This window comes from Planococcus sp. VCh962 (assembly GCF_057748275.1).
Genome location: NZ_JBYLHS010000004.1, coordinates 107,521 through 128,520, shown reverse-complemented (window position 1 = coordinate 128,520; position 21,000 = coordinate 107,521). Strand labels below are relative to the sequence as shown.

Below are 21,000 nucleotides of genomic sequence, written 5' to 3'. Positions count from 1 at the left end.
TCCCCTTACTGATGTGATTGTTGAAATCCGTTTACTGGAAGGCTTAGGCATTTTCCGTCTCTTCCCTGGAAGTTCCACTGCCTTTTTCCTCAAGCCTTCCTAATGAAAGAACAATCCGCACGGTGAACATCAATAAACACGAAAACCAAATCCATTGAAAATGGCCGGTCCATTCAAAAATCAAACCGTACACATAACCAGAAATTGCGGAAGCACTTTGGCCGACCGTATTGATAATGCTGATTACTGCTCCTTCGCTTTCCTTTATCAGTTCGGACGCAATCGTCAGCATCGGAGCCATTGCCCAGGAAATCCCTGCCCCTATCAAAACAGCCGCAAAGTAAATTCCTGAATCTTTGAATACCAGCAACCAAACTGAACTCACAGCCATCATGATCGAACCGGCAATCAATGTCGTTTTTCGTTCCCCCATCCTATCGGATACTTTCCCCGACACCGGCCCCATAATGATTTGGCTGATCATTGTAACAGCCATGATTCCTCCTACTTGGTTCTTGGAAAACCCGCCAAGTTTTTCCAAGTAAGTTGGCAGCCATGTTATAAATCCATGAAGGCCAAAAAGGCCAAAAAATGAAATTCCAACCAATCTCAAAACAATTGGTTTTTTAATTAATTCGATAAGGCTCAGGCGATTCGAGTGCAACGCCTGTCCTTGCTTTTCCTCGTCTGCTTCCTTCTTGGTGTAAGCAGGCAAAAACAGGAACAGGATCAAAAGCAATAGCAGCAGAAAAGACAAACAGATAAACAAAATCCGGAAATCAACATACAAAGACAGAATCGGCAGCACCGTCAAGGTCATTAACATCCCGAGCCCCGCTCCACCTTCAATGATTCCGATACTAACGCCTCTTTTGTCGCTTGGAGTAAAAGTGGACACCAGTTTTATTCCCGGAGAAAATAGCATTGCCGAAGACAAGCCCATAATGAACCTAAGAGCAAGCGCCAACCAAAACACCTCGAAAACCGCAAATAGCAAAGACGCCGCAAACATAACAGACACACCGATAAAGATAAGCAGTTTTGGGGAGTAGCGGTCCGCTAGCATGCCCGCCGGGATTTGAAAAAGAGCGTATCCGAGTAAAAAGGCTGAAGCGAGGCCTCCCACTTCCGCATATCCAACATCATAGACAGCTCTTAAGTCAACCAGGAATGGAACAATATCCATCCTTTGCGTGAAAGCCGAAAAATGCACCATGCTGACAAAGACAACAACCACCCATTGATATGCCTTCATCTATTCAATGCTCTTCCATCAATTGTGTGAAACTATCTGCTATGCCGAACCCGGGAAGTTCATCCGGTACATAATTGATTTCCTTAGCACCAGAAGCAAACGGGTCATCCGCAAGATAATGAGGCCCGACAAGCTCTTGGGCATATTTGTTTGAAAAGATCATGGAAAGGTGTCCTCCGGCATGCGTGCCGAGCTGTGTATCCCAAGGGCTGATCAACACGCAATCGATTCCTGCTGCTTCTGCTATATGAGCTATTTTCAAAGCATTTGTAATGCCTGCACATTTGATCAGCTTGATGCCAAAAAGATCGACAGCCCTTTTTTTACTTAACTCCATTGCGTGATGGATGGAATGCACACTTTCATCAGCCATAATCGGAATGTTTGAGTATTTGCGCACTTCAGCCAGGCCTTCGACGTTCCAATAAGGAACGGGCTGCTCCATATATTCAATGCCAAGGCCTTGAATTTCTTCCAGTACAATTAAGGAATCTTTTACGGTATAGCCTTGATTTGCGTCTACCCGTATCCGCACATCGTCTCCTACAGATTGGCGGATTTCTTTAATCGCTTTAATGTCCTTTACAGGGTCCAGACCCACTTTCACTTTGATCGTTTGAAATCCTTCCTTGGCTTTTTGCCGGGCTACACTTTCCATTTGTTCAGGAAGGTCCTCTCCTAAAGCATAGGCGACAGAAACGGATTTCTTTTCGCCTCCTAATAATCGATATACAGGTGCATTCAGTTTTTTGCCTTTCAAATCCCAGAGCGCCATATCAATAGCGGATTTTGCTCCAGTGGCAGGGTATAACACTGCACTCATTTTTTGATGGATTTTTTCAAGCGAAAACACATTTTCTCCAATGATGGCTGGCCCAAGCTCTTTTTCAACAGCCAGTTTCATTATCTGAGCGCTTTCGCCGGTGAAAAAAGGAAGCGGGGACGCTTCGCCCAAACCTGTCACCCCGTCCTCATCAGTAATTCTGACTATGATATGGGACTGGCTGGCCGGCATATCCCCATAGCTTGTCCGGAACTTCACGTTGAAAGGGGTTGAGATCAGCTTTACTTCAACTTTCTCAATCAGCATTTCATCACTGCTTTCTGCATAAATACTAAGATTCTTCCGGATGTTCCTGGCTTAATTTCTGGAGCGCTTGTTCCACTGTCTGAATTGCTTTCTTCAAAGCAAAATTCACTTCATTTCTGCTCCGAAGCAAAGACGTATACAGGAACTGAAACTCATTGGAATCCTTTTCTGCTTGAAGCAGCCCGTCCAGCTCCGCAAGTTTCGGAATAATTGGCTGTTTAAGCGCAAAGTCGTGATCGAAAACGTTTCCTCTTACGTAATTTAATGGCAGCAGGATTCTGGAAAGCTCCATTATGGTTTCATTTGCCAATGAAATGCGCTCCCGGTCTTCGCTTTCCAATTCAGCTATCGCTTGCTGGAATTTTCCGGCAGTCTCCTTCAATTGCTGCGCCCGTTCGAGAGCAACAGACAAATCGAAGCTTCCCTGTGCTTTTTGATGCCATTCTCTTAACCCTTCTTCAATCTCTTTTACACCTTCCAGTATATTGACGGGAATCAACGGATTGGTCAAAGCCCGATAAACCAGTACCAAATAAATTTCACAATCCCGCTTTAAATAATCTGGATCGATTTTATCAATCGTGTCTTCAGTCGTATGCCACCACCAGCCAAAGCCGCCTGCTTTTCCTCCACCGAATAAGTTTTTAAAAGCAGCAGCAGCCGGTTCATCAGAAGGCACTTGTTCAGACAACCCCATAAAGATGGAAGGTGTGCCGGTTCCCCAAAATGATTGATCGCCTGCCCGGCCAAATCGGGATCCTTCATATTCTTCTCCGGTCAATGTTCCAATCACTTCTTTTGCAAAACCTTGTGTTTCCCTCATGCAATTGGCCTCCGTTAAAACGACCGCATCTTTTGCACCTACGGAATCTACATTGACATGAAGAACGCAGTTTTCATGCAATTCTTCCCAATGGGTATCGCAATACCAGGCTGAACCCGCATAACGCCCGTGAGAATGCCCGGACCAAAATGCCAGCCGGAGTGTGCGTTTCAACTTTTCCGGATGTTGGGAAAGGATTCTGGCTACTTCCAGCATCACGGCATTGGCAGTTCCATTGTCCATAACTCCGTAATGCCAGGAATCAATATGGCCGCTGAACATGACAAATTTCTCCGGCTCTTCACTTCCTTTGATTTCTGCTGTCAGCGTGGGAATCGAGCGGAAACCGGTATCTACTTCTGTTGAAATTCTGCATTCACTTCTTTTATCTTGAATCTCTTTTCGGATAGACTGCCCATTCTCATAATTCACGGAAACCACTGGAGTATTGGGCAGATAAGGAACGGTTTTTGGAACCGGCGTGCCCCAAACGGGAGACACAATCATTTCATGCGTATATCTGGCATTTACGAAAAGTACAGCTGCTACACCATAAGTAGCTGCTTTTTGAACGCCTGCAGGAGTAGCTAATCCATCGATCAAAACAACTTTCCCTTTTACGTTATTTGCCTGATAAGCTTCATCTGCGCCATTTCCCAAATCCACAATTTCAGCTACCAGGTCCTTAACGGATTTCGACATGGCATGGGTGATGCAGTCAAATTCATGACCGTTAATATGAAGTGAAGCAGTCAACGGAATTGAGATGTAAGCATCGCTGAACAGCAATTCCGTCTGCAGCCCGAAGCTTTCCAACTGGCTTTTTGCATATTCAAATGCTCGCAGTTCTTCTTCAGATCCCGAAAGCCGGACTTCTTTCGCAATTTCCTTTGTAAACTCCATCAAGCCATCTTTCGAAACATTGGTTAGCAGCTCGTTTTCAAATGCCGTAAGTTTTTCTGTGGTTTGCAAAATAACTCCTCCTTTATTGAGCTTCTGTTTTCAATATTGCTTTTCTCATCTTTAATGCAGGTCTCTCCTCCTTTCTTGCGGCTCCTTATCCTACATATTGCAATTCCTATGCCAAAGTCCCGCCGATTTTGATGTTTTTCGAATTTCTCACTAAATTTAGCTGCTATAATCTTCCTGTAGCCATTTGGACGCTCTCACCTTCAAGCCTTATCTCTCATTCCAACAATAAGAATGAGTCGATTCATCCATTTCTTTCTTAACTTAGGGTTTCTTAGGCAACAAAGCAGGTTCCTGCTATTTCAGAAACTGCACCTTACTGAGAAATAAAAAAGCTTCACTTTCCTCAACGTTAATTGAAGAAAGTGAAGCTCGTATATTTCGTTCTATTCTTTAATACAGCAAGTAATTCTTTCTTACTTTCTTGAACTCTTTTCATTCTGCTTGCCAACCAGCGGGGAAATTGAATTCCACGCCATAAAAAAGCCCGCCCTGCAAAAAGCAGGACGGACATTCTTCGATCAGATAAACAAGCTGAGCAGCAGGACAACGCCAAGACCTACAAGAGATGTAGTCAATAGCAGAAGACCCCAAGTTCTGAAAGTCTCTTTGATCGACAAGTTGAAGTATTCTTTAAACAGCCAGAATGATGCATCGTTCACGTGAGTGATCGTGTTACTTCCTGCAGCTGTTGCAAGCACCATCAACACAGGGTTAACGTCAAAGGTATCAATCATCGGGCCTACGATACCTGCAGCGGTAATGGCTGATACAACACCTGTACCGGTTGCAATACGCAGGATGGCTGTAATAACCCAAGCCATGATCAATGGTGAAACACTTGTATTCTGCATCATCGTCGCGATGTAATCGCCGACACCGGAATCCAAAATGATTTGTTTGAAGGCACCACCGGCACCGACAATCAAGATGATCATGGCGATGCTTGAGATTGCTCCTGAGAACGAATCCATGACTTCATGCATTTTGCGTCCACGGCGAAGGCCGAAGACATAAATAGCAACCAATACAGCAAGAAGCATTGAGATTTCGGCACTGCCGAAGAAGTTGACGATATCGTGGATCAGAGTTCCTTCTTCAATAAAATAGTTGATAATTGTAGCACTTGTGATGATGATAGCTGGCAATAATGGCACTAAAATACTGATAGCAAATCCAGGCATTTCATCGTCCGCAAATTCTTTCGGTTTTTTCAAAAGAGGCGGAACCGGTTTATCCAGATTGCGCAGCAATCTTGGCAAGATCACTCCTGCCGCAATAACTGCAGGCACAAATACTACTACTCCAAGTATGTAAACCATACCCATGTCCGCACCGTACGCAGCGACAAGCGCGGTTGGGCCTGGCTGTGGCGGGAACAAACTGTGCGCCATTGTAGCAGCGGCAACCATGGTCATCCCAAGGCGCATATACGACACTTTTGCTTCGATGGCAATACTGATGACAAGCGGGGCTAAAATGATGAAAGCCACTTCATAAAATACGGAAATCCCGAAGATACCGCCGACGATCAGAATCGCCCATTCAATGTTTTTTACACCGAATTTTTTCAATAAGGTTGAAGCTACACGTTGCGCAGCTCCTGAGTCGACCATCAATTTACCAAGAACAGCACCCAAGCCGATAATAAGAGCTAAACTTCCGAGTGTGCCGCCAAAACCGGCTTTAATCGATTCAATAACAGCCGGCAATCTTAAACCGTTTAAAATCCCTACGAAGATTGCAGAAATCAGTAATGCAAGAAAACTGTTCAACTTCACTTTCATGTTCAAAAACAACAGTAAGGCTACGCCAAGTGCTACCGAGATGATCGGCAGCGATTCAATAATCCAATCCATTTCCTATATCCACCTATTCTTTAACCGAAAAACCATTTACAAGCAAATTAACAAGAACTTCTCTTTATTAAACTAGGCTGCAAGCGATGTATGGCAGTTCTGGCTGTTTTGTTTTCTGAGCTGATTTGTGCCAGCAGCAATTCCGTGGCTTTATTGGCCATGTCAATTGTCGGCTGTGTCACTACCGTAAGCGGCGGTGAGTAAAAACTGGCGAAGGACACTTCATCGATGCCGACGACAGCGACATCTTCGGGTATTGTCAATTGATGTTCTTTCATGTATTTCAGCACTTCAATCAGCACAATATCATTTCCGGCAAGTATAGCTTCCGGCGGTTCCTCTAATGCGAACAGCTCTTTCAGCACATTCTGGATCTGTTCTGCATCTGCTGTCTGAATATACTCTGGCCGAACCGGGATGCCATGTTCGGCAAGTGCCAATTTATAGCCTTCGATACGTTCCACACGCGGACTTGTATTGCGGATGATCGAAGTTGTAATAATGGAAATACGGGTGTAATCGCTTTCAACAAAAGCATTAATGGCAAGTCTGGCAGCTTGATGGTTATCAAGCATGACCGTATCAATTTCTAAGCCATCAATTTTCCGGTCCATGAAGACGACCGGAAAATTCCGCTGTTTCATTTGTTCATAGAGATCAAGATTGCCGCCGGTCGGAAAAATGATGAGCCCGTCGACTTGTTTCGCCAGCAGCATCTCGATGTAATTCCGTTCTTTTTCCGGCTCATCGTCAGCATTGCAGATGATGATGTGGAAACCGTTGTCATTGAAATTATTTTCAATGGCACGCAGGATCTGTGTCGAAAATGAATGAAGAATATTGGCGACAATGACCCCTACCGTATAAGTCGATTTCTGCTTCAAGCTTCTCGCAATAATATTCGGGTGGTAGTTGAGTTCTTCAATTGCCGCTTCAATTCTTTGGCGCGTACTTTCACTCATGTATTCATAGCGTTTATTCAAATACTGCGAGACCGTGCTTTTTGAAACTTTCGCTTGTTCAGCCACTTGGGCTATCGTTACATTTCTCGCCATAAGCCTAGACTCCCGAGTAAGCCATAAAGCCGCCGTCAACCGCTAACGTGGTGCCGGTAACAAAGGAAGAATACGATTCATCGACCAGGAACAGGAGCGCTCCAAGCAAATCTTCCGGCTGCCCGAATCGTTTCATCGGCGTAGCAGTGAGGATTTTTTGTGACCGTGCAGTGAGATTGCCGTCTGCATCCACCAGCAAATCTTTGTTTTGGGTTGTTTTGAAAAAACCAGGTGCAATGGCATTGACGCGCAAACCGGTTTCCGCAAAATGGACTGCCATCCACATCGTGAAATTATTGATCGATGCCTTTGCAGCGCTGTAAGCTGGAATTTTCGTCAAAGGCGCATACGAACTCATCGATGATAAATTAACGATGGCCGGTGCTTCGCTTTTCAGCAATTCTTTGCCGAACACTTGGCATGCCAAGAATGTACCCGTGAAATTCAGGGAAAATACATTGGTAAAACCGCTTTCTTCCAGATCGAAGAAAGATTTGCCTTCGGCTTGTTCATCATGAAGTTCAGGTCCGGTAATGGCATCCGAGTGGTTTCCGCCGGCGCCATTGATCAAAATATCAATTTTGCCAAATTCTTTCAGCACAGCTTCTTTCGCTTTTTCCAAGTCATTGCGATTCAAAACATCTGCCTGGATGGCCAACGCAGCTCCTCCGGCTTCCCTGATTTCTTTAGCGACCATTTCGCCTTTTTCAGCTGTCCGGTTAACAACGGCCACTTTGATGCCTTGGCGCGCGAGTTCACGCGCCATTTCCGAACATAGTACACCGCTTCCGCCAGTGATGACCGCTACACGGCCTTGAAGATTTTCATGAATTGGAATCATTTTGCACCTTCCGTTCTTTTGGTTTCATAAGCATCCCATAAACCAAGCAAATACATGATGCCGAGTGCCCGGTCGTATAATCCGTAACCTGGACGGCAAACTTCACCCCAGATATGGCGGCCATGGTCTGGTCGCACGTATCCTGTGTAATTCTGTTCATGCAATTCTTTGACCACGCCTTTGACATCTATGGATCCATCTTGTGTGTAATGGGACGTTTCCGTGAAATCGCCATTGTCGTAGATTTTCACATTGCGGATATGGGCGAATGGAGAGCGGTTTGCGTATGTCTTCGCAATTTCGACCATATTATTGTTCGGGCTCGCTCCCATGGACCCTGTGCACATGGTGAAAGCATTGGATGGTGAATCCGAAATTTCAATCAGTTTTTCATAGCTTTCTGCGCCTGTGATGATGCGCGGCAATCCAAAGATTGAGAATGGTGGATCATCTGGATGAATCGCCATTTTAATACCGGCTTCTTCTGCAACCGGAAGGATTTCTTTCAGGAAAAACGCCAAGTTCTCCCAAAGCTTCGCTTCGTCGATTTCTTTATAAGCATCAAACAATTCAGTGATGCGATCCAGCTTTTCCGGTTCCCAGCCTGGCAGCGTCAAATCGGATGCTTCGCTGACTTCCCGTACCAGTTCTTTTGGATCGATGTTATCCACTTTTGCTTTTTCAAAGAACAATGCGGTCGAACCGTCTTCCAGCGGGTGGAACATCTCCGTGCGTGTCCAGTCAAAAATCGGCATGAAATTATAGCAAATCACTTTAACGCCGAATTCCGCTAAGTTGCGGATCGATTGTTTGTAGTTTTCGATGTATTGGCCGCGTTCTGCATTGCCCAGTTTAATGGACTCATGGACATTGACGCTTTCCACTACATCTGTATGGAAGCCATGGGATTCAATGTATTCTACTTCCGCTTTGATGTCTTCTTTTTCCCAGACTGCTCCAGCAGGTTTGTCATGAAGTGCCCAGACAATTCCTTTTACACCCGGAATCTGTTTGATGTGTTCTAAAGTTACGGTGTCGTTGCCTCTGCCGTACCAGCGAAATGTCATGTTCATCGTTGCCACTCCTTTTACTGCGCGCTTTGCTGCATGTATTTTTGACTCAGTTCTACAGCTGCTTCAAATCCGCCTGCTGCATATGCCTTGTTCAAGTCACTGCCGATTCCGACTGCGACCGCTCCTGCTGAAATCCACTCTTGGATGTTGTTTAAATTGATGCCGCCTGTCGGCATGATCCGCACGTGCGGAAGCGGTCCATTGACCGATTTGATGAAGGAAGGTTCGAAATTATTCGCCGGGAACAATTTGATGATATCGCTTCCAAATTCCAAAGCTTTGACCATTTCACGGATTGTCATGCAGCCCGGCAGATACGGAATGCCGTACCGGTTGCAGACAGTAGCGATTTCTTCGTTGAAATGCGGGCTGACCACAAACTTCGCTCCCGCTAGAATCGCGTGGCGCGCCGTTTCCGGATCAAGCACAGATCCTGCGCCAAGCAGGACGTCTTCGCCAGCCAGCGCTTCAAATACTTTCTGCACCTGAGGTGTGGTATAAGTCAATTCAATGGCTGGAATGCCGCCTTGCACTGCCGCCTTTGACAGTGTGATCGCTTCTTCTGCATTGCTGCCGCGGATGACCGCGACCACTTTCGTTTCTGTCAGCCGGGATAGGATAGCGTGTTTCAACATATCGGGATTCCTCCTTTATTTAACGTTCAATGATTTTTTCTTTGCTGATTAAAGCTTTTACTTCCTGCAGGTACGGAAGCCCTTCGTTATCTCCTGACACGGTTGTTACAAGCGCACCAACGCCGTTCGCGAATTCAAGTGCATCTTCTGGCGAGTAACCGTGAAGCATAGCGTAGATATAACCGGCATCAAAGCCGTCCCCTGCTCCTACCGTATCAATCGGCGTCACTTTGAACGCTTCTTTCGTGTACCATGTCTGGTCCTGATAAAGCCTTGCTCCGTTGCCGCCGTCTTTGATGACCAGCTGGCCAATATTGAAATCGATTGCGCATTGTTCCAGTGCTGCTTCAGAAGCATCGCCAATGATCATTTCGATTTCATCCAGTCCGGTCAATAAAATATCGACATACGGGAAAATTTCCTGATACGCCGCTTTTGCTTGTTCAAGCGTCCATAACTTCAATCGGATATTCGGATCAAATGATACCCGGATCCCTTTTTCATTAGCAATTTCCAGTACCCGTTTGACGATAGCCAGGTTTTTTGGATCAATGGCCAAGAAAACACCGGTCAGATGAATCAAGTCGATTTCTTCGAACATCGCTTCTGTAATGTCTTTCGGTTCCAACGTCAAAATCGGCGACTGGTAACGATAATAAAACGTTTTTCCGGATCCGTCTTCGCGGATTTCCTTGAAATTCAATGATGTCGGGTAGTTTTCTACAAACTCCACATTTTCCATATCGACGCCTTCACCGCGTGCAAAATTATAAATGACACGCCCGAACTCGTCTCCGCCTAAACGGCTTGTCCATTTGGTATGCAACCCTAGACGCGCGCATCCAATGGCAAAGTTCAATTCTGCTCCGCCCACTTTGCGGGTAAAAGCAGAAACATACCGCAATGGTCCAGTTTCAGAGGGATTGAACGTGATCAGCGCATCACCCAATGTAAAAACACTAAAAGTCTTCGACAACTCAATTACCCCTCTCACACACTCTATAAATTAATTTTGAAATTTGATAAATCGGTTTACTAAATCGGTTTAGTAGAATTATATGTGAAAGTGCTTTCAAAATCAAGCACTCTTAAAATATTAAGAAAAATGAGTAATATGAAACAGAAGCACGGAAAGCGGAAGAATAAGCTGTTTCATGCGTTTTTGGCAGAAAAAAAGAAGACATAAAATTTTCTAGTTTCATTAGAAAATTCCATGCCTTCATAAGCTACCGTTCTTATTTTTGTTGTCTCGGTCTGATCAATATTTCGTTTACATCCACATAGTCCGGCTGTTCAACTGCATAGCCAATGGCGCGGGCAATGTCTTCCGCTTCCAAAAATTTCATCGGGCTTCCGCTTGCGAATCCGTCCAGGATATCTTGGTCGGTAATGGCATCAGACAGTTCCGTAGCGACTGCTCCCGGCGAAACGATTGTCGCTCTGATGTTCATCGCCGGGCTCAATTCCTGACGCAGCCCTTCGGTAATGGCACGTACCGCAAATTTGGTTCCGCTGTATACCGCGCTGCCCGGTGTAATATCGTGTCCAGCAACTGACGATATGTTGACGATATGCCCTTCTTCACGTTCTTCCATATGCGGCAGCACGGCAGCGATGCCATACAGCACGCCTTTGATGTTGACGTCGACCATCCGGTCCCATTCTTCGATTTTCAGTTTGTTCAAATAAGACAGGGGCATCGAGCCTGCGTTATTGACCATCACGTCAATTTGGCCGAATTGTTCAATGGCTGCTTCCGCCAGCGCTTTCATTTCTCCGGCTGACGTGACATCTGTCACTTTATAGGCAGCATGGCCGCCGGCTTGTTCAATTTCGTTTTTCAATTCAATAAGACGGTCTTCGCGCCGTGCTGCTAGCATAACGGCAAAGCCTCTTGACGCCAGTTCTTTTGCCGTCGCTTGGCCGATTCCGCTGCTCGCGCCTGTAATAATTGCTGACTTTATTGTTGCCATCGTGTTTACAGCTCCATTTCTGCTCAAATCATTAGTTGTTGCCTTCTAAAACTTTAAACTTGTTGCAGAGGGCTGTAAACCGTCTTTTTCAGAATATCTTATACGGGATTTCCGGGATCTGCGTTGTGAACAAGACTTTATCTGCGTTCACCGTCCATTTGCCGGCCATGGCTTCCCGTACCTAACTTCATGGTTTGTACTGAGAAGAAATCTCCTATTAATTCGGCTGCTGCCTCGGCCGGATTAAGATTTCATTCACATCGACATGAGGCGGCTGGTCAACTGCGTAGACGATTGCACGTGCGATATCCATTGATTGCAGCGGTTCTACGCCGCTTCTGCTTTTAAAGTTGGTCAAGACATCTTCGTCCGTGATCGTATTTCTCAATTCCGTCGCTACTGCTCCTGGAGAAATGATTGTCGCCCGGATTTCGTGGGAAGGATCGATTTCCTTGCGCAGCCCTTCCGTAATGGCACGTACCGCAAACTTCGTTCCGCTATAGACAGCGCTGCCCGGCGAAACAACATGGCCAGCTACTGATGCGACATTGATAATATGCCCTTTTTTACGCTCTTCCATATAAGGAAGGACTGCCGCAATGCCGTAAAGCACTCCTTTGATATTCACATCGATCATTTTATCCCATTCATCGACTTTCAATTTATTCAAATAAGACAACGGCATCAAACCGGCATTATTGACGAGAACATCGATTTGGCCGAACTGCGCAAGTGTTGCGTCTGCCAGCGACTTCATCTCGATTCTTGAACTGACATCAGTCAGTTGATACTCCGCCCGTCCGCCTGCTTTTTCGATCTCATTTTTCAGTTCAATCAACCGGTCTTCCCTTCTTGCCGCCAACATGACCGCAAATCCTTTTGCTGCCATTTCTTTCGCCGTCGCTTGCCCAATCCCGCTGCTTGCACCTGTAATGATGGCTGTTTTCATGTTTTCCACGCTCCACTCATCTCCATTTCTGTTTGATGAACAAAAATCCGCTGCATACGCTAAAAAGATGATTTATTCCGTCTCCTACTCTACCCTTTATTTCAATAGCGCAAAACGCTTTTCTCGTACCAAATCCTTTGACCCTCTGCCAATCGGAGTGTTACGCTTTTGCCAATACATTCCATTCAGAAAATGAAGGAGGAATTGCCATGATCCCATCCAAGCAACGGGAAATTCATTTGGCCAACCGGCCGGAAGGTTTGCCATCAAAAGAAGATTTTGAGTTTGTGGAATTGGATATGCCAGCACCGGAAGAAAAGCAGGTGCTGGTGCGAACATTGTATTTATCCGTCGACCCTTATATGCGCGGGCGTATGCGGGATACCAAATCGTATATTGCACCTTTCCCATTAAATAAAGCCCTTATCGGCGGAGCGATTGCTGAAGTAGTAGAATCCCGGTCCGAACTTTTCCAACCAGGAGATGTTGTGACCGGCTACATGAAATGGGCAGAGTACAGTGTGGTGAAAGAAGAGAAAATCCGTAAAGTCGATACTTCCATCGCCCCTGTCACTGCGTATCTCGGGATTCTTGGAATGACCGGACTGACCGCTTATTTCGGTTTGCTCGATATCGGCAAGCCGCAGGCCGGTGAAACGGTCGTCGTGTCCGGCGCAGCAGGTGCCGTCGGTTCGGCTGTTGGCCAGATTGCCAAAATCAAAGGAACCAAAGTGGTGGGCATCGCAGGCTCTGATGAAAAAATTGATTTCCTGATAAATGAACTCGGCTTCGACCATGCGGTCAACTACAAAAAAGACAGCTTCCAGGATGACTTAAAAGCGGCTCTGCCTGATGGCGTCGATGTTTACTTTGACAATGTCGGCGGCGAAGTCTCTGATGCCGTCATCAACTCGCTGAATACCAATGCGCGCATCCCGTTATGCGGCGCCATTTCCTCCTATAATAAAGAAGAAGATGTGGGTCCGCGCATCCAGCCTGCACTGATCAAAACAAGCTCGTTGATCCAGGGTTATACAGTCGGCAATTATGCAGCGGAATTTGAAAAAGGCTCTGCTGACATGGCCAAATGGCTGCAAGAAGGCAAATTGAAATTTGAAGAAACAATTGTCGAAGGCTTTGACAACACACCTGATGCTTTTATCGGGTTGTTTGAAGGCGCCAATATCGGCAAGATGCTGGTGAAAGTCGCTGATCCTGAATTGAAGTGATTCAAGAGGAGAAAACCAGATTCTCCAAAACAAAAAAACACTCACTCGATTTAAAATCGGTGAGTGTTCTTCTTATTACCAAACCATTTTCTGACGCCGTTTGTACATCTTATCTTCTTTAAAATTATTTTCGCCTTCTTTGCCGATCCCCAAATAATGCTCCCGGATTTCTTCATTCGCTAAAAGGTTTTCCACTGCGCCTTCCATGACCACCCGGCCGCCTTCCATGATGTAGCCATAGTCGGCAATCGATAAAGCCACTGTCGCGTTTTGTTCAACCACCAGAATAGACATACCTTCATCCTCGTTAATCTTTTTGATATTTTTAAAAATCTCCTCTACTAGCAACGGAGCGATTCCAAGCGAAGGTTCATCCAGCAGCAGCAGCTTCGGCTTCGCCATGATGCCTCGGCCAATCGCCAGCATCTGCTGTTCCCCACCAGACAAAAAACCCGCTTTACGGCTTTGGAGCGCTTTTAATTTCGGGAAGTATTCATAGATCTTTTCAATATCCCCTTTTATGTTTTTGCGGTCTTTCCGAGTATAGGCTCCGGCCATCAAGTTTTCTTCAACCGTCAAATCTTTGAAGACGCGCCGGCCTTCTATGCATTGAAAAATTCCGCTTTTCACAATGGCATCCGGGGCCATTTCGCTGATTTTCTGTCCTTTGAATTCAATCGTCCCATCCGTTATCAGCCCATCTTCTCCAGCAAGGAGGCCGGAAATCGACTTTAAAGTTGTTGATTTGCCAGCGCCGTTGCTGCCAAGAAGCGCTACAATCTTTCCTTCTGGCACTTCCAGGGAAACCCCTTTAAGCGCAAGGATCATCTTGGAATAAACAGCTTCTATATTATTTACCCGAAGCATTCAAATCCCCCTTCCTTTAGTGGAAAACAGATAAGGAGAGTACCGGAATACTCTCCTTATTGGTATTTTATTTTTCAGCGCTCAAGTAATCGCTCATTGGTTCCCATTTACCGCCAACCACTTTACCAAGGCGTGCTTGGTTTGTTCCTGCATGGCTTTCTGCATTAAATGTCACGGGTGCTGCTAATCCGCCAAGGTCAAGGTTCTCAAGTGACTCAAGACCTGCCAGCACATCTTCCCCGGTAATCTCGCCTTCTGCCTTTTGTTCAGCCGCTTCTTTGATGCCTTCTACCATTACTTTCGCAGCTACCCATCCTGCAACGTGCTGCATATTGATATCTTCGATTGATCGGCCATCACCTTCCAAGAAGGCTTTATATTCTTTCATACCCTCCACGTCTTCATATGGAAGGGAGTGGGTAAGTACAGCCATAAAGTCTTCTGACACTTCACCCGCTTGCTCAATCAAACCTTCACCCGCCGCTTGGTTCAACCCGATAAACTGTGTATCAATCTTAAGTGTTTTTGCATCACGCAGAATGGTTGAAGTAGCTCCCCACGTTTGCTGAATAATCGCATAGTCCGGATTTTTCTTTTCCATGTTCAATAATTGGGACTGAGCTTCCGTCGCTGATAAATCGATGACTTGCTCGTCTACGATTTCAACGCCGATTTCCTCGCCGTATTTTTTGATGTCTTCAATTGGAGAGCGCCCAAATCCTGTGTCACTATACAGCAAAGCAACTGTCGGGTTGTCTCCTTCATGATTTTCTTTAATCCAGTTCAAAACCATTCGGCCCTGGTCCGAATAAGAAGCAGCCACAAAAAAGTTGTACGGGCTTTCTTTTAAATCCTTCAAGCTTTCAGAGTATGAAGCTGACATGAAAGGAATCTTATCAGTTGCTACTTGCTTACGAAGGGCTTCCGTATCGCCAGTTCCCCATCCAAGGATTGCCGATGCTCCATCGCGATCTCGATACGTCTGATAAAGGCGCTGCGCTTCACTAATCTCGTAGGCGTAATCTTCTCCTTTATGCTCGATATGGAGGCCTTCAATGCCGCCCGTCTTTTCTAAATTGGCGAAGAAGTCTTCCTGCCCTTCAGAATACGGAGTCCCGGTATCGCTGGTTCCCCCAGTTATATCGTAGAACGAACCGATCGTTACCGTTCTTTCCCCTTCTTTCGCGCCGCCTCCACTTGTAGCATCCTCCTCACCACAAGCTCCAAGAATTAACGACAATCCCAGTAATACGCTGACCGCTTTCATTCTGTTGTTTTTCAATTTATTTCCCCCTTTGTGTTTATGAAGCTATATGGATGAAACGGCATGATTTACATTGCAGTTTCAGAAAAACCTGTGTTAATGAGAAAACGGCCACAACTTGAAATAATTTTTGAAATTGGCCCACATCGAGGCGAGCCCCCCAGGCTCAAAAATCAGGAACAGGATGATGACTATGCCAAAGACAAATTCCCGGAATGAAGACAAAATCTGCCCCAGACTTGGCAAATACAGCACCATGAAATCGATGATCATTGTTAAGCCAACCGGCAAGAGCGTGATAAAGACGGCCCCTAAAATGGAACCCATGACACTGCCGAGCCCACCGATCAAAATCATTGCCAAATATTCAATTGAAACGCTGATGCCGTAGAACTCCGGGCTGACGATCATCGTATAGTGAGCCAGCAAAGAACCAGCGATTCCGATAAAGAAAGAACTGATGGCAAAGCCCATCACTTTATACTTAAATAAGTTAATGCCCATAATTTGCGCGGCTACGTCACGATCTCGCACTGCCAGGAAAGCCCGCCCTGTGCGCGTACGGACCAAATTGGTCGCATACAGCGCAGTCAGCATCAAGATAACGATACATAAATAGTAGTAGCTCGTATTGCTCGACAAGGAGAACAGCCCAGCCGTCGGACGGCTAAGCGACATTCCTCCCGTTCCGCCAGTGACGCTGGTCCAGCGGCTGATGATGAATATGATGATAAACTGTGCGGCAAGAGTCGCAATTGCCAGGTACAGCCCTTTCAAGCGAAGTGATGGAATCCCGAACAAACCGCCGACCACCGCCGTCACTAACCCCGCAAGAGGAAGCGCGATCCAGAAGCTCAGTCCATAAGTGGAGGTCAAAATTGCTGAAGTATAGCCTCCTACTCCTAAGAATGCTCCAGTCCCGATTGAAATCTGGCCCGTAAAACCCGTCAGGATATTGAGCCCGATTGCGCCGATTGAAGCAATCGTGCACAGTGTCAGCAAACCGATTACGTAATTGGACGTAAACAGCGGTACCAGCAGTGCAAGTGCGATCAACGCAAACATTCTTAACGCAGCGCTTTTCGATCCGAATAATTTCATGTCTTTGGCATAACTTGTTTTATAATTACCGCTTTCATTGACAAACGGATTTCGCATTGCGTTACACCCTTTCTGTTCCGCCCCGGCCAAATAACCCGTACGGCTTGATCATTAATATAAGAAGAACGACGATAAAGGGCGCTACTTCTTTCAGTCCTCCGCCAATCAGCGGGTCCAGATATCCCCCTGCCATACTTTGCAGAATTCCGATGATGAAACCGCCAACAATTGCTCCAAGGATGCTATCAAGCCCGCCAAGGATAACAACTGGCAGCACAGTCAAACCGATGGTGGCCATTGTCGGGCTGACCCCGTTGATATTTCCCAGCAGAACTCCACCTACAGCTGCGACCACTGCGGCAATCGCCCAAGTGATTGCATATACTTTCTTGACGCTGATTCCCATTGAAGAAGCGGCTTGCTTGTCGTCAGCTACTGCTCTCATAGCGATTCCCAGTTTTGAAAACTTGAAGAATACCGAGAACAAGATCAGCAAGGTTATGACAATGATGAAAGACCAAAGATACACCGGTGTAATAATGACTCCTCCCAGTTCCAGCGGTGTTGCCGGAAAAATCAATGGGAATTTTTTTGTCTGATGCCCCCAGATCATGTGCACGAGCCCTGCGAGTAAGCTCGACAATCCGATGGTCGCCATGATTACGGAGATGACTGGGGCATTCTGGAGCGGCCGAATGACTAATCGCTCGACGAGCAGCCCCAGCAGCATACTGAACACCAACGTGATCGCCAATGCGATGATAAATGGAACTTGATAAGCCGTCATAAGCGTCAAGCAGATATAAGCGCCAATAATGACAAACTCTCCGTTCGCTAAATTCAAGGCATCACTTGCACGATAAATTAACACAAAGCCCAAAGCGACGAGCCCGTAAATACTCCCTACTACGATTCCGGTTATAAGCATCTGAATAAAAAACGTCATTTCCCCACCTCCACTTAAGCTCCTATTGCACAATCTGAAGACTGATAGTGCCGGTCAAGCTGCTATCGCCTTCTGACGCGTTTTTGCTCGTTCCCGCCTCTATGCTGTCCCCGTAAAAACTTTCAATAAGCGAAGCGTATTTCTTCTTTATATAATTTCTTCTAATTTTCAGCGTCCGTGTCATTTCATCATCATTTGCGCTAAGTTGCTTATGGAGGATGGCAAATTTCTTTACGGCTGCTCCGCCTTCAAGTTCTTTGCCCAGTTCACGGACTTCTTTGTTGATAAATTCAATAACTTGGGGGTTTTGTGACAAGTCGGAGTAATCCGTGTAAACAAGCCGGTTTTTATCCGCCCATTTCCCAACACTATTCAAATCGATGTTCAGAATCGCAGTGATATATGGCTTTCCTTCGCCGAAACATACCGCCTCCTGAATGTAAGGACTGGCTTTGAGTTTGTTTTCGACCATGCTTGGGTAAATAAGTTCGCCATTTGCTAATGTAATAATGTCCTCTTTTCGATCCATTACGTACAAATGCCCTGAGTCGTCCAATTTTCCGCAATCACCGAGCGAAATCCAGCCATCTTCTTGCACTGAACTTCCTCTGTTTGCGAAAGCTTCTGCATTCCGAACGAGGATATCGCCTTTTCCACTAACTTTCACTTCCGTATGCGGGAGCGGTTTGCCCACACTATTCAACTGGAGATCTTCATCTCGCTGGACAAACGCAATGCCGGCGAGTTCCGTTGCTCCATAGGTCTGTTTCACATTAACTCCAATGCTGTGAAAGAAACAATACGTTTCCGGTTCAAGAGTCGCTCCTGCTATGTAAGCCCGTTTGACACGCCCAAATCCCATATGATCTCTAATGGCACTGAAAACCAGCCAATCGCCAATTCCATACATCAGTTTATCGGCTGCTGACACCTTTTGATGTTGAAGTTTGGCTTTAATCACCTTATCCCCATACTTTTTAAAAGTCAGATATACTTTCTTTTTGAGCCAGCTGCTTCCTTGGATACGTATGGTGAAATTCGACAATAAGGTTTGGTAAACCCGGGGAGGCGCTAATAAAGTCTGTGGACCAATTTCCCTCAAATCCGTTAGGACAGTATGTGGTTTTTCCGGGAAATTTACTGCCATTCCTGTCAATAGAGGAACTACTATGCTTATGACTTGTTCGTGGATCCAGGAAAGCGGCAGAAACGAAAAATAATCATCTTTTTCCTTCATTTTGTCTACAGCGTCCAGATTCTGTGCAGCTGCGATTAAATTGCCGTGTGACAATTTAACACCTTTAGGATGGCCGGTAGCTGATGCACTATAAGCAATGATGGCTATATCTTCAACTCCGGAAAATTCAAGTTCACTGCTATAAAATGCTGGTGCTTCCTGAACAAACATTGCACCTTTTTCCAGCAACTCATTAAAACTGGTTAGTAAATCATTTTTATAATGCCGCATGCCTTGTTCGTTACAGTAAATAATGTGCTCTAAATAAGGAAGGTCATTTTTAATCTCCAGCAGTTTGTCAACTTGTTCCTGATCTTCTACTATCGCTATCCGCGCTCGGCAGTCATTTAGATAATAAATTAATTGTGATGGAAGGGAGTCTTGATAGATGCCTGCTGAAATTCCGCCGAGTGCCTGGACTGCTATTTGCGAATAAAGCCATTGTGGACGGTTTTCCCCAATTAACGCCAATGTTTCACCACGTTTAAATTTAAAGTCTGTGGATAAGGCAAGTGCCAATGACTCCACGTTTTTCTGGTATTCCCCCCAGCTCGCTTCGTTCCAAATCCCAAGATATTTTTGTCTGAGAGCCACTTCATTTTTCATTTCAGCAGCGCGCTTTGCTAATAGCTTTGGCAATGTCATTTCCTGCCCGCCTCCTTCCTAAATGGCTTCTTCTCCGATATAGGCTTTTATGACCGCCGGATTTTTTTGGATTTCTTCCGGAGTCCCAAAACCGATTTGCTTTCCAAAGTCCAATACGGCAATATGATGGGACAAATTCATGACTACTCCTAAATCATGTTCAATCAGTACAACCGTCATGCCTTTTAATTCATGCATATCAAGAATCATGCGGGCCATCATATCTTTCTCGGAGCTGTTCATACCAGCCATCGGTTCATCAAGAAGAATAAGCTCGGGCTCAAGAGCGAGCGCTCTTCCTACTTCAACTCGTTTTTGCAATCCGTAAGGCAATTTCCCTACCGGTACATTCCGAATATCTTGAAGTTCCAAAAACTCGATAACTTCCTCTACTTTTTCGCGATGAACAATTTCTTCCTTTGAAGCTTTTCCAAAATAGAGTCCGCCACTGAATAATCCCGAATCCATTAATGCATGCCGGCCTAGTTTGATGTTATCGAGGACGGACATATGGGCGAATAATGCAATGTTCTGGAAAGCTCGGGCTATTCCAAGTGACGTCCGTTTATATGGTTTTAGGCTGGTCAATTCTTGTCCTTTAAAAAGGATTGATCCTCCAGTTGGCTGGTAGAGTCCGCTAATGCAGTTAAGCATACTGGTTTTTCCAGCTCCGTTAGGTCCAATAAGCGAGAAAATCTCTCCTTCTTCAATGTGGTAACTGACATTATCTAATGCTTTTACTCCACCAAACTGTAAATGCAATCCTTCTATCTCGAGAATTTTCCCCATTACCATATCCCTCATTTCATCGCAAAATAATACTGTAAGCGCTTCCTTGTATAGTATATAAGGAGCATAACCTTGTCAATATGGACTTTTTGAATTTTAGGAATATTCTTAATTTATTTCCAGATTTTATTATCGTGAAATTAAGTCTTTTTTGCACATTGAAAAATTCAAGAATTATTCTTCTTATGTTTTTCCTTATATTTCATTTTTGCTCAACAACGAGGAATAGGATTCCTATAGAATTCATCTTTAAAGAATTCGAGTAAAAGCCGTGATGGCAGAAGAATCTCCTTTGAAGTGGCAATTTCCTGGCTTATTCTAGAAACAGCATAGCTTTTACTGCCTCGCCTTTGCCTCGCTAAAGAAAAAAGTTTTTTGCCTTCGTTTGAATGCTGGCTGC

Annotated in this window: 18 protein-coding genes; 1 reads left to right on the top strand and 17 read right to left on the bottom strand. The window is 45.4% G+C overall.

Going from position 1 to position 21,000, the window contains the following annotated elements:
- Positions 1 to 43: 43 nt before the first annotated feature.
- The 11 genes from AC3AQ9_RS13235 to AC3AQ9_RS13185 all read right to left on the bottom strand — a co-directional run bounded on the left by AC3AQ9_RS13235 (position 44) and on the right by AC3AQ9_RS13185 (position 12,522).
- On the bottom strand, positions 44 to 1,255 hold the full coding sequence (locus tag AC3AQ9_RS13235; protein ID WP_488307967.1) for an MFS transporter: 1,212 nt from the start codon (positions 1,253 to 1,255) through the stop codon (positions 44 to 46).
- A 4-nt stretch (positions 1,256 to 1,259) separates the two neighbouring features.
- Positions 1,260 to 2,345: a mandelate racemase/muconate lactonizing enzyme family protein gene (locus AC3AQ9_RS13230; RefSeq protein ID WP_488307966.1), complete on the bottom strand. Its 1,086-nt coding sequence runs from the start codon at positions 2,343 to 2,345 to the stop codon at positions 1,260 to 1,262.
- A 25-nt stretch (positions 2,346 to 2,370) separates the two neighbouring features.
- Positions 2,371 to 4,140: a M28 family peptidase gene (locus AC3AQ9_RS13225; protein ID WP_488307965.1), complete on the bottom strand. Its 1,770-nt coding sequence runs from the start codon at positions 4,138 to 4,140 to the stop codon at positions 2,371 to 2,373.
- A gap of 518 nt (positions 4,141 to 4,658) precedes the next feature.
- Complete coding sequence (locus tag AC3AQ9_RS13220; RefSeq protein WP_488307964.1) at positions 4,659 to 5,996, bottom strand: gluconate:H+ symporter; 1,338 nt, start codon at positions 5,994 to 5,996, stop codon at positions 4,659 to 4,661.
- A 47-nt stretch (positions 5,997 to 6,043) separates the two neighbouring features.
- Complete coding sequence (locus AC3AQ9_RS13215; protein ID WP_488307963.1) at positions 6,044 to 7,051, bottom strand: LacI family DNA-binding transcriptional regulator; 1,008 nt, start codon at positions 7,049 to 7,051, stop codon at positions 6,044 to 6,046.
- 4 nt (positions 7,052 to 7,055) lie between these two features.
- Positions 7,056 to 7,892, bottom strand: a complete 837-nt coding sequence (locus AC3AQ9_RS13210) for an SDR family oxidoreductase (protein WP_488307962.1) — start codon at positions 7,890 to 7,892, stop codon at positions 7,056 to 7,058.
- Positions 7,889 to 8,965 (bottom strand): mannonate dehydratase, encoded by a 1,077-nt coding sequence (uxuA, locus tag AC3AQ9_RS13205; protein ID WP_488307961.1) that lies wholly within the window; start codon positions 8,963 to 8,965, stop codon positions 7,889 to 7,891. The genes AC3AQ9_RS13210 and uxuA overlap by 4 nt, the downstream gene beginning before the upstream one ends.
- A gap of 14 nt (positions 8,966 to 8,979) precedes the next feature.
- Positions 8,980 to 9,600 carry a bifunctional 2-keto-4-hydroxyglutarate aldolase/2-keto-3-deoxy-6-phosphogluconate aldolase gene (locus AC3AQ9_RS13200; RefSeq protein WP_488307960.1) on the bottom strand — a complete coding sequence of 207 codons (621 nt, stop codon included), beginning with the start codon at positions 9,598 to 9,600 and terminating at the stop codon, positions 8,980 to 8,982.
- A gap of 19 nt (positions 9,601 to 9,619) precedes the next feature.
- Positions 9,620 to 10,576, bottom strand: a complete 957-nt coding sequence (locus tag AC3AQ9_RS13195; RefSeq protein WP_488307959.1) for a sugar kinase — start codon at positions 10,574 to 10,576, stop codon at positions 9,620 to 9,622.
- A gap of 259 nt (positions 10,577 to 10,835) precedes the next feature.
- Positions 10,836 to 11,573 carry an SDR family oxidoreductase gene (locus tag AC3AQ9_RS13190; RefSeq protein WP_488307958.1) on the bottom strand — a complete coding sequence of 246 codons (738 nt, stop codon included), beginning with the start codon at positions 11,571 to 11,573 and terminating at the stop codon, positions 10,836 to 10,838.
- A 217-nt stretch (positions 11,574 to 11,790) separates the two neighbouring features.
- A complete protein-coding gene (locus AC3AQ9_RS13185) occupies positions 11,791 to 12,522 on the bottom strand; it encodes an SDR family oxidoreductase (protein ID WP_488308065.1) in 732 nt (243 codons plus the stop codon).
- Between the two features lie 212 nt (positions 12,523 to 12,734).
- Between AC3AQ9_RS13185 and AC3AQ9_RS13180 the strand changes: the two genes are divergently transcribed.
- Complete coding sequence (locus tag AC3AQ9_RS13180; RefSeq protein ID WP_488308064.1) at positions 12,735 to 13,751, top strand: NADP-dependent oxidoreductase; 1,017 nt, start codon at positions 12,735 to 12,737, stop codon at positions 13,749 to 13,751.
- 75 nt (positions 13,752 to 13,826) lie between these two features.
- Here the strand turns inward: AC3AQ9_RS13180 and AC3AQ9_RS13175 are convergent, their stop codons facing one another.
- The 6 genes from AC3AQ9_RS13175 to AC3AQ9_RS13150 form a co-directional block, all read right to left on the bottom strand.
- The gene (locus tag AC3AQ9_RS13175; protein WP_488307957.1) at positions 13,827 to 14,618 is read right to left on the bottom strand and encodes an ABC transporter ATP-binding protein; all 792 of its coding nucleotides are present in this window, start codon (positions 14,616 to 14,618) and stop codon (positions 13,827 to 13,829) included.
- Positions 14,619 to 14,685: 67 nt separating this feature from the next.
- Positions 14,686 to 15,900 (bottom strand): ABC transporter substrate-binding protein, encoded by a 1,215-nt coding sequence (locus tag AC3AQ9_RS13170; protein WP_488307956.1) that lies wholly within the window; start codon positions 15,898 to 15,900, stop codon positions 14,686 to 14,688.
- A gap of 78 nt (positions 15,901 to 15,978) precedes the next feature.
- Positions 15,979 to 17,040 carry a branched-chain amino acid ABC transporter permease gene (locus tag AC3AQ9_RS13165; protein WP_488307955.1) on the bottom strand — a complete coding sequence of 354 codons (1,062 nt, stop codon included), beginning with the start codon at positions 17,038 to 17,040 and terminating at the stop codon, positions 15,979 to 15,981.
- A gap of 4 nt (positions 17,041 to 17,044) precedes the next feature.
- Positions 17,045 to 17,929, bottom strand: coding sequence for a branched-chain amino acid ABC transporter permease (locus AC3AQ9_RS13160; RefSeq protein ID WP_488307954.1), 885 nt, complete (start codon positions 17,927 to 17,929; stop codon positions 17,045 to 17,047).
- Positions 17,930 to 17,951: 22 nt separating this feature from the next.
- Complete coding sequence (locus AC3AQ9_RS13155; protein ID WP_488307953.1) at positions 17,952 to 19,811, bottom strand: AMP-dependent synthetase/ligase; 1,860 nt, start codon at positions 19,809 to 19,811, stop codon at positions 17,952 to 17,954.
- Positions 19,812 to 19,829: 18 nt separating this feature from the next.
- A complete protein-coding gene (locus tag AC3AQ9_RS13150; RefSeq protein ID WP_488307952.1) occupies positions 19,830 to 20,600 on the bottom strand; it encodes an ABC transporter ATP-binding protein in 771 nt (256 codons plus the stop codon).
- Positions 20,601 to 21,000: the final 400 nt, after the last annotated feature.

Excerpts from the sequence above, each read along its gene's own strand:
- AC3AQ9_RS13235 (WP_488307967.1), bottom strand. The coding sequence starts at position 1,255 with ATGAAGGCATATCAATGGGTGGTTGTTGTCTTTGTCAGCATGGTGCAT.
- AC3AQ9_RS13230 (WP_488307966.1), bottom strand. The coding sequence starts at position 2,345 with ATGCTGATTGAGAAAGTTGAAGTAAAGCTGATCTCAACCCCTTTCAAC.
- AC3AQ9_RS13220 (WP_488307964.1), bottom strand. The coding sequence starts at position 5,996 with ATGGATTGGATTATTGAATCGCTGCCGATCATCTCGGTAGCACTTGGC.
- AC3AQ9_RS13215 (WP_488307963.1), bottom strand. The coding sequence starts at position 7,051 with ATGGCGAGAAATGTAACGATAGCCCAAGTGGCTGAACAAGCGAAAGTT.
- AC3AQ9_RS13210 (WP_488307962.1), bottom strand. The coding sequence starts at position 7,892 with ATGATTCCAATTCATGAAAATCTTCAAGGCCGTGTAGCGGTCATCACT.
- uxuA (WP_488307961.1), bottom strand. The coding sequence starts at position 8,965 with ATGAACATGACATTTCGCTGGTACGGCAGAGGCAACGACACCGTAACT.
- AC3AQ9_RS13200 (WP_488307960.1), bottom strand. The coding sequence starts at position 9,600 with ATGTTGAAACACGCTATCCTATCCCGGCTGACAGAAACGAAAGTGGTC.
- AC3AQ9_RS13190 (WP_488307958.1), bottom strand. The coding sequence starts at position 11,573 with ATGGCAACAATAAAGTCAGCAATTATTACAGGCGCGAGCAGCGGAATC.
- AC3AQ9_RS13185 (WP_488308065.1), bottom strand. The coding sequence starts at position 12,522 with ATGAAAACAGCCATCATTACAGGTGCAAGCAGCGGGATTGGGCAAGCG.
- AC3AQ9_RS13175 (WP_488307957.1), bottom strand. The coding sequence starts at position 14,618 with ATGCTTCGGGTAAATAATATAGAAGCTGTTTATTCCAAGATGATCCTT.
- AC3AQ9_RS13165 (WP_488307955.1), bottom strand. The coding sequence starts at position 17,040 with ATGCGAAATCCGTTTGTCAATGAAAGCGGTAATTATAAAACAAGTTAT.
- AC3AQ9_RS13160 (WP_488307954.1), bottom strand. The coding sequence starts at position 17,929 with ATGACGTTTTTTATTCAGATGCTTATAACCGGAATCGTAGTAGGGAGT.
- AC3AQ9_RS13155 (WP_488307953.1), bottom strand. The coding sequence starts at position 19,811 with ATGACATTGCCAAAGCTATTAGCAAAGCGCGCTGCTGAAATGAAAAAT.
- AC3AQ9_RS13150 (WP_488307952.1), bottom strand. The coding sequence starts at position 20,600 with ATGGGGAAAATTCTCGAGATAGAAGGATTGCATTTACAGTTTGGTGGA.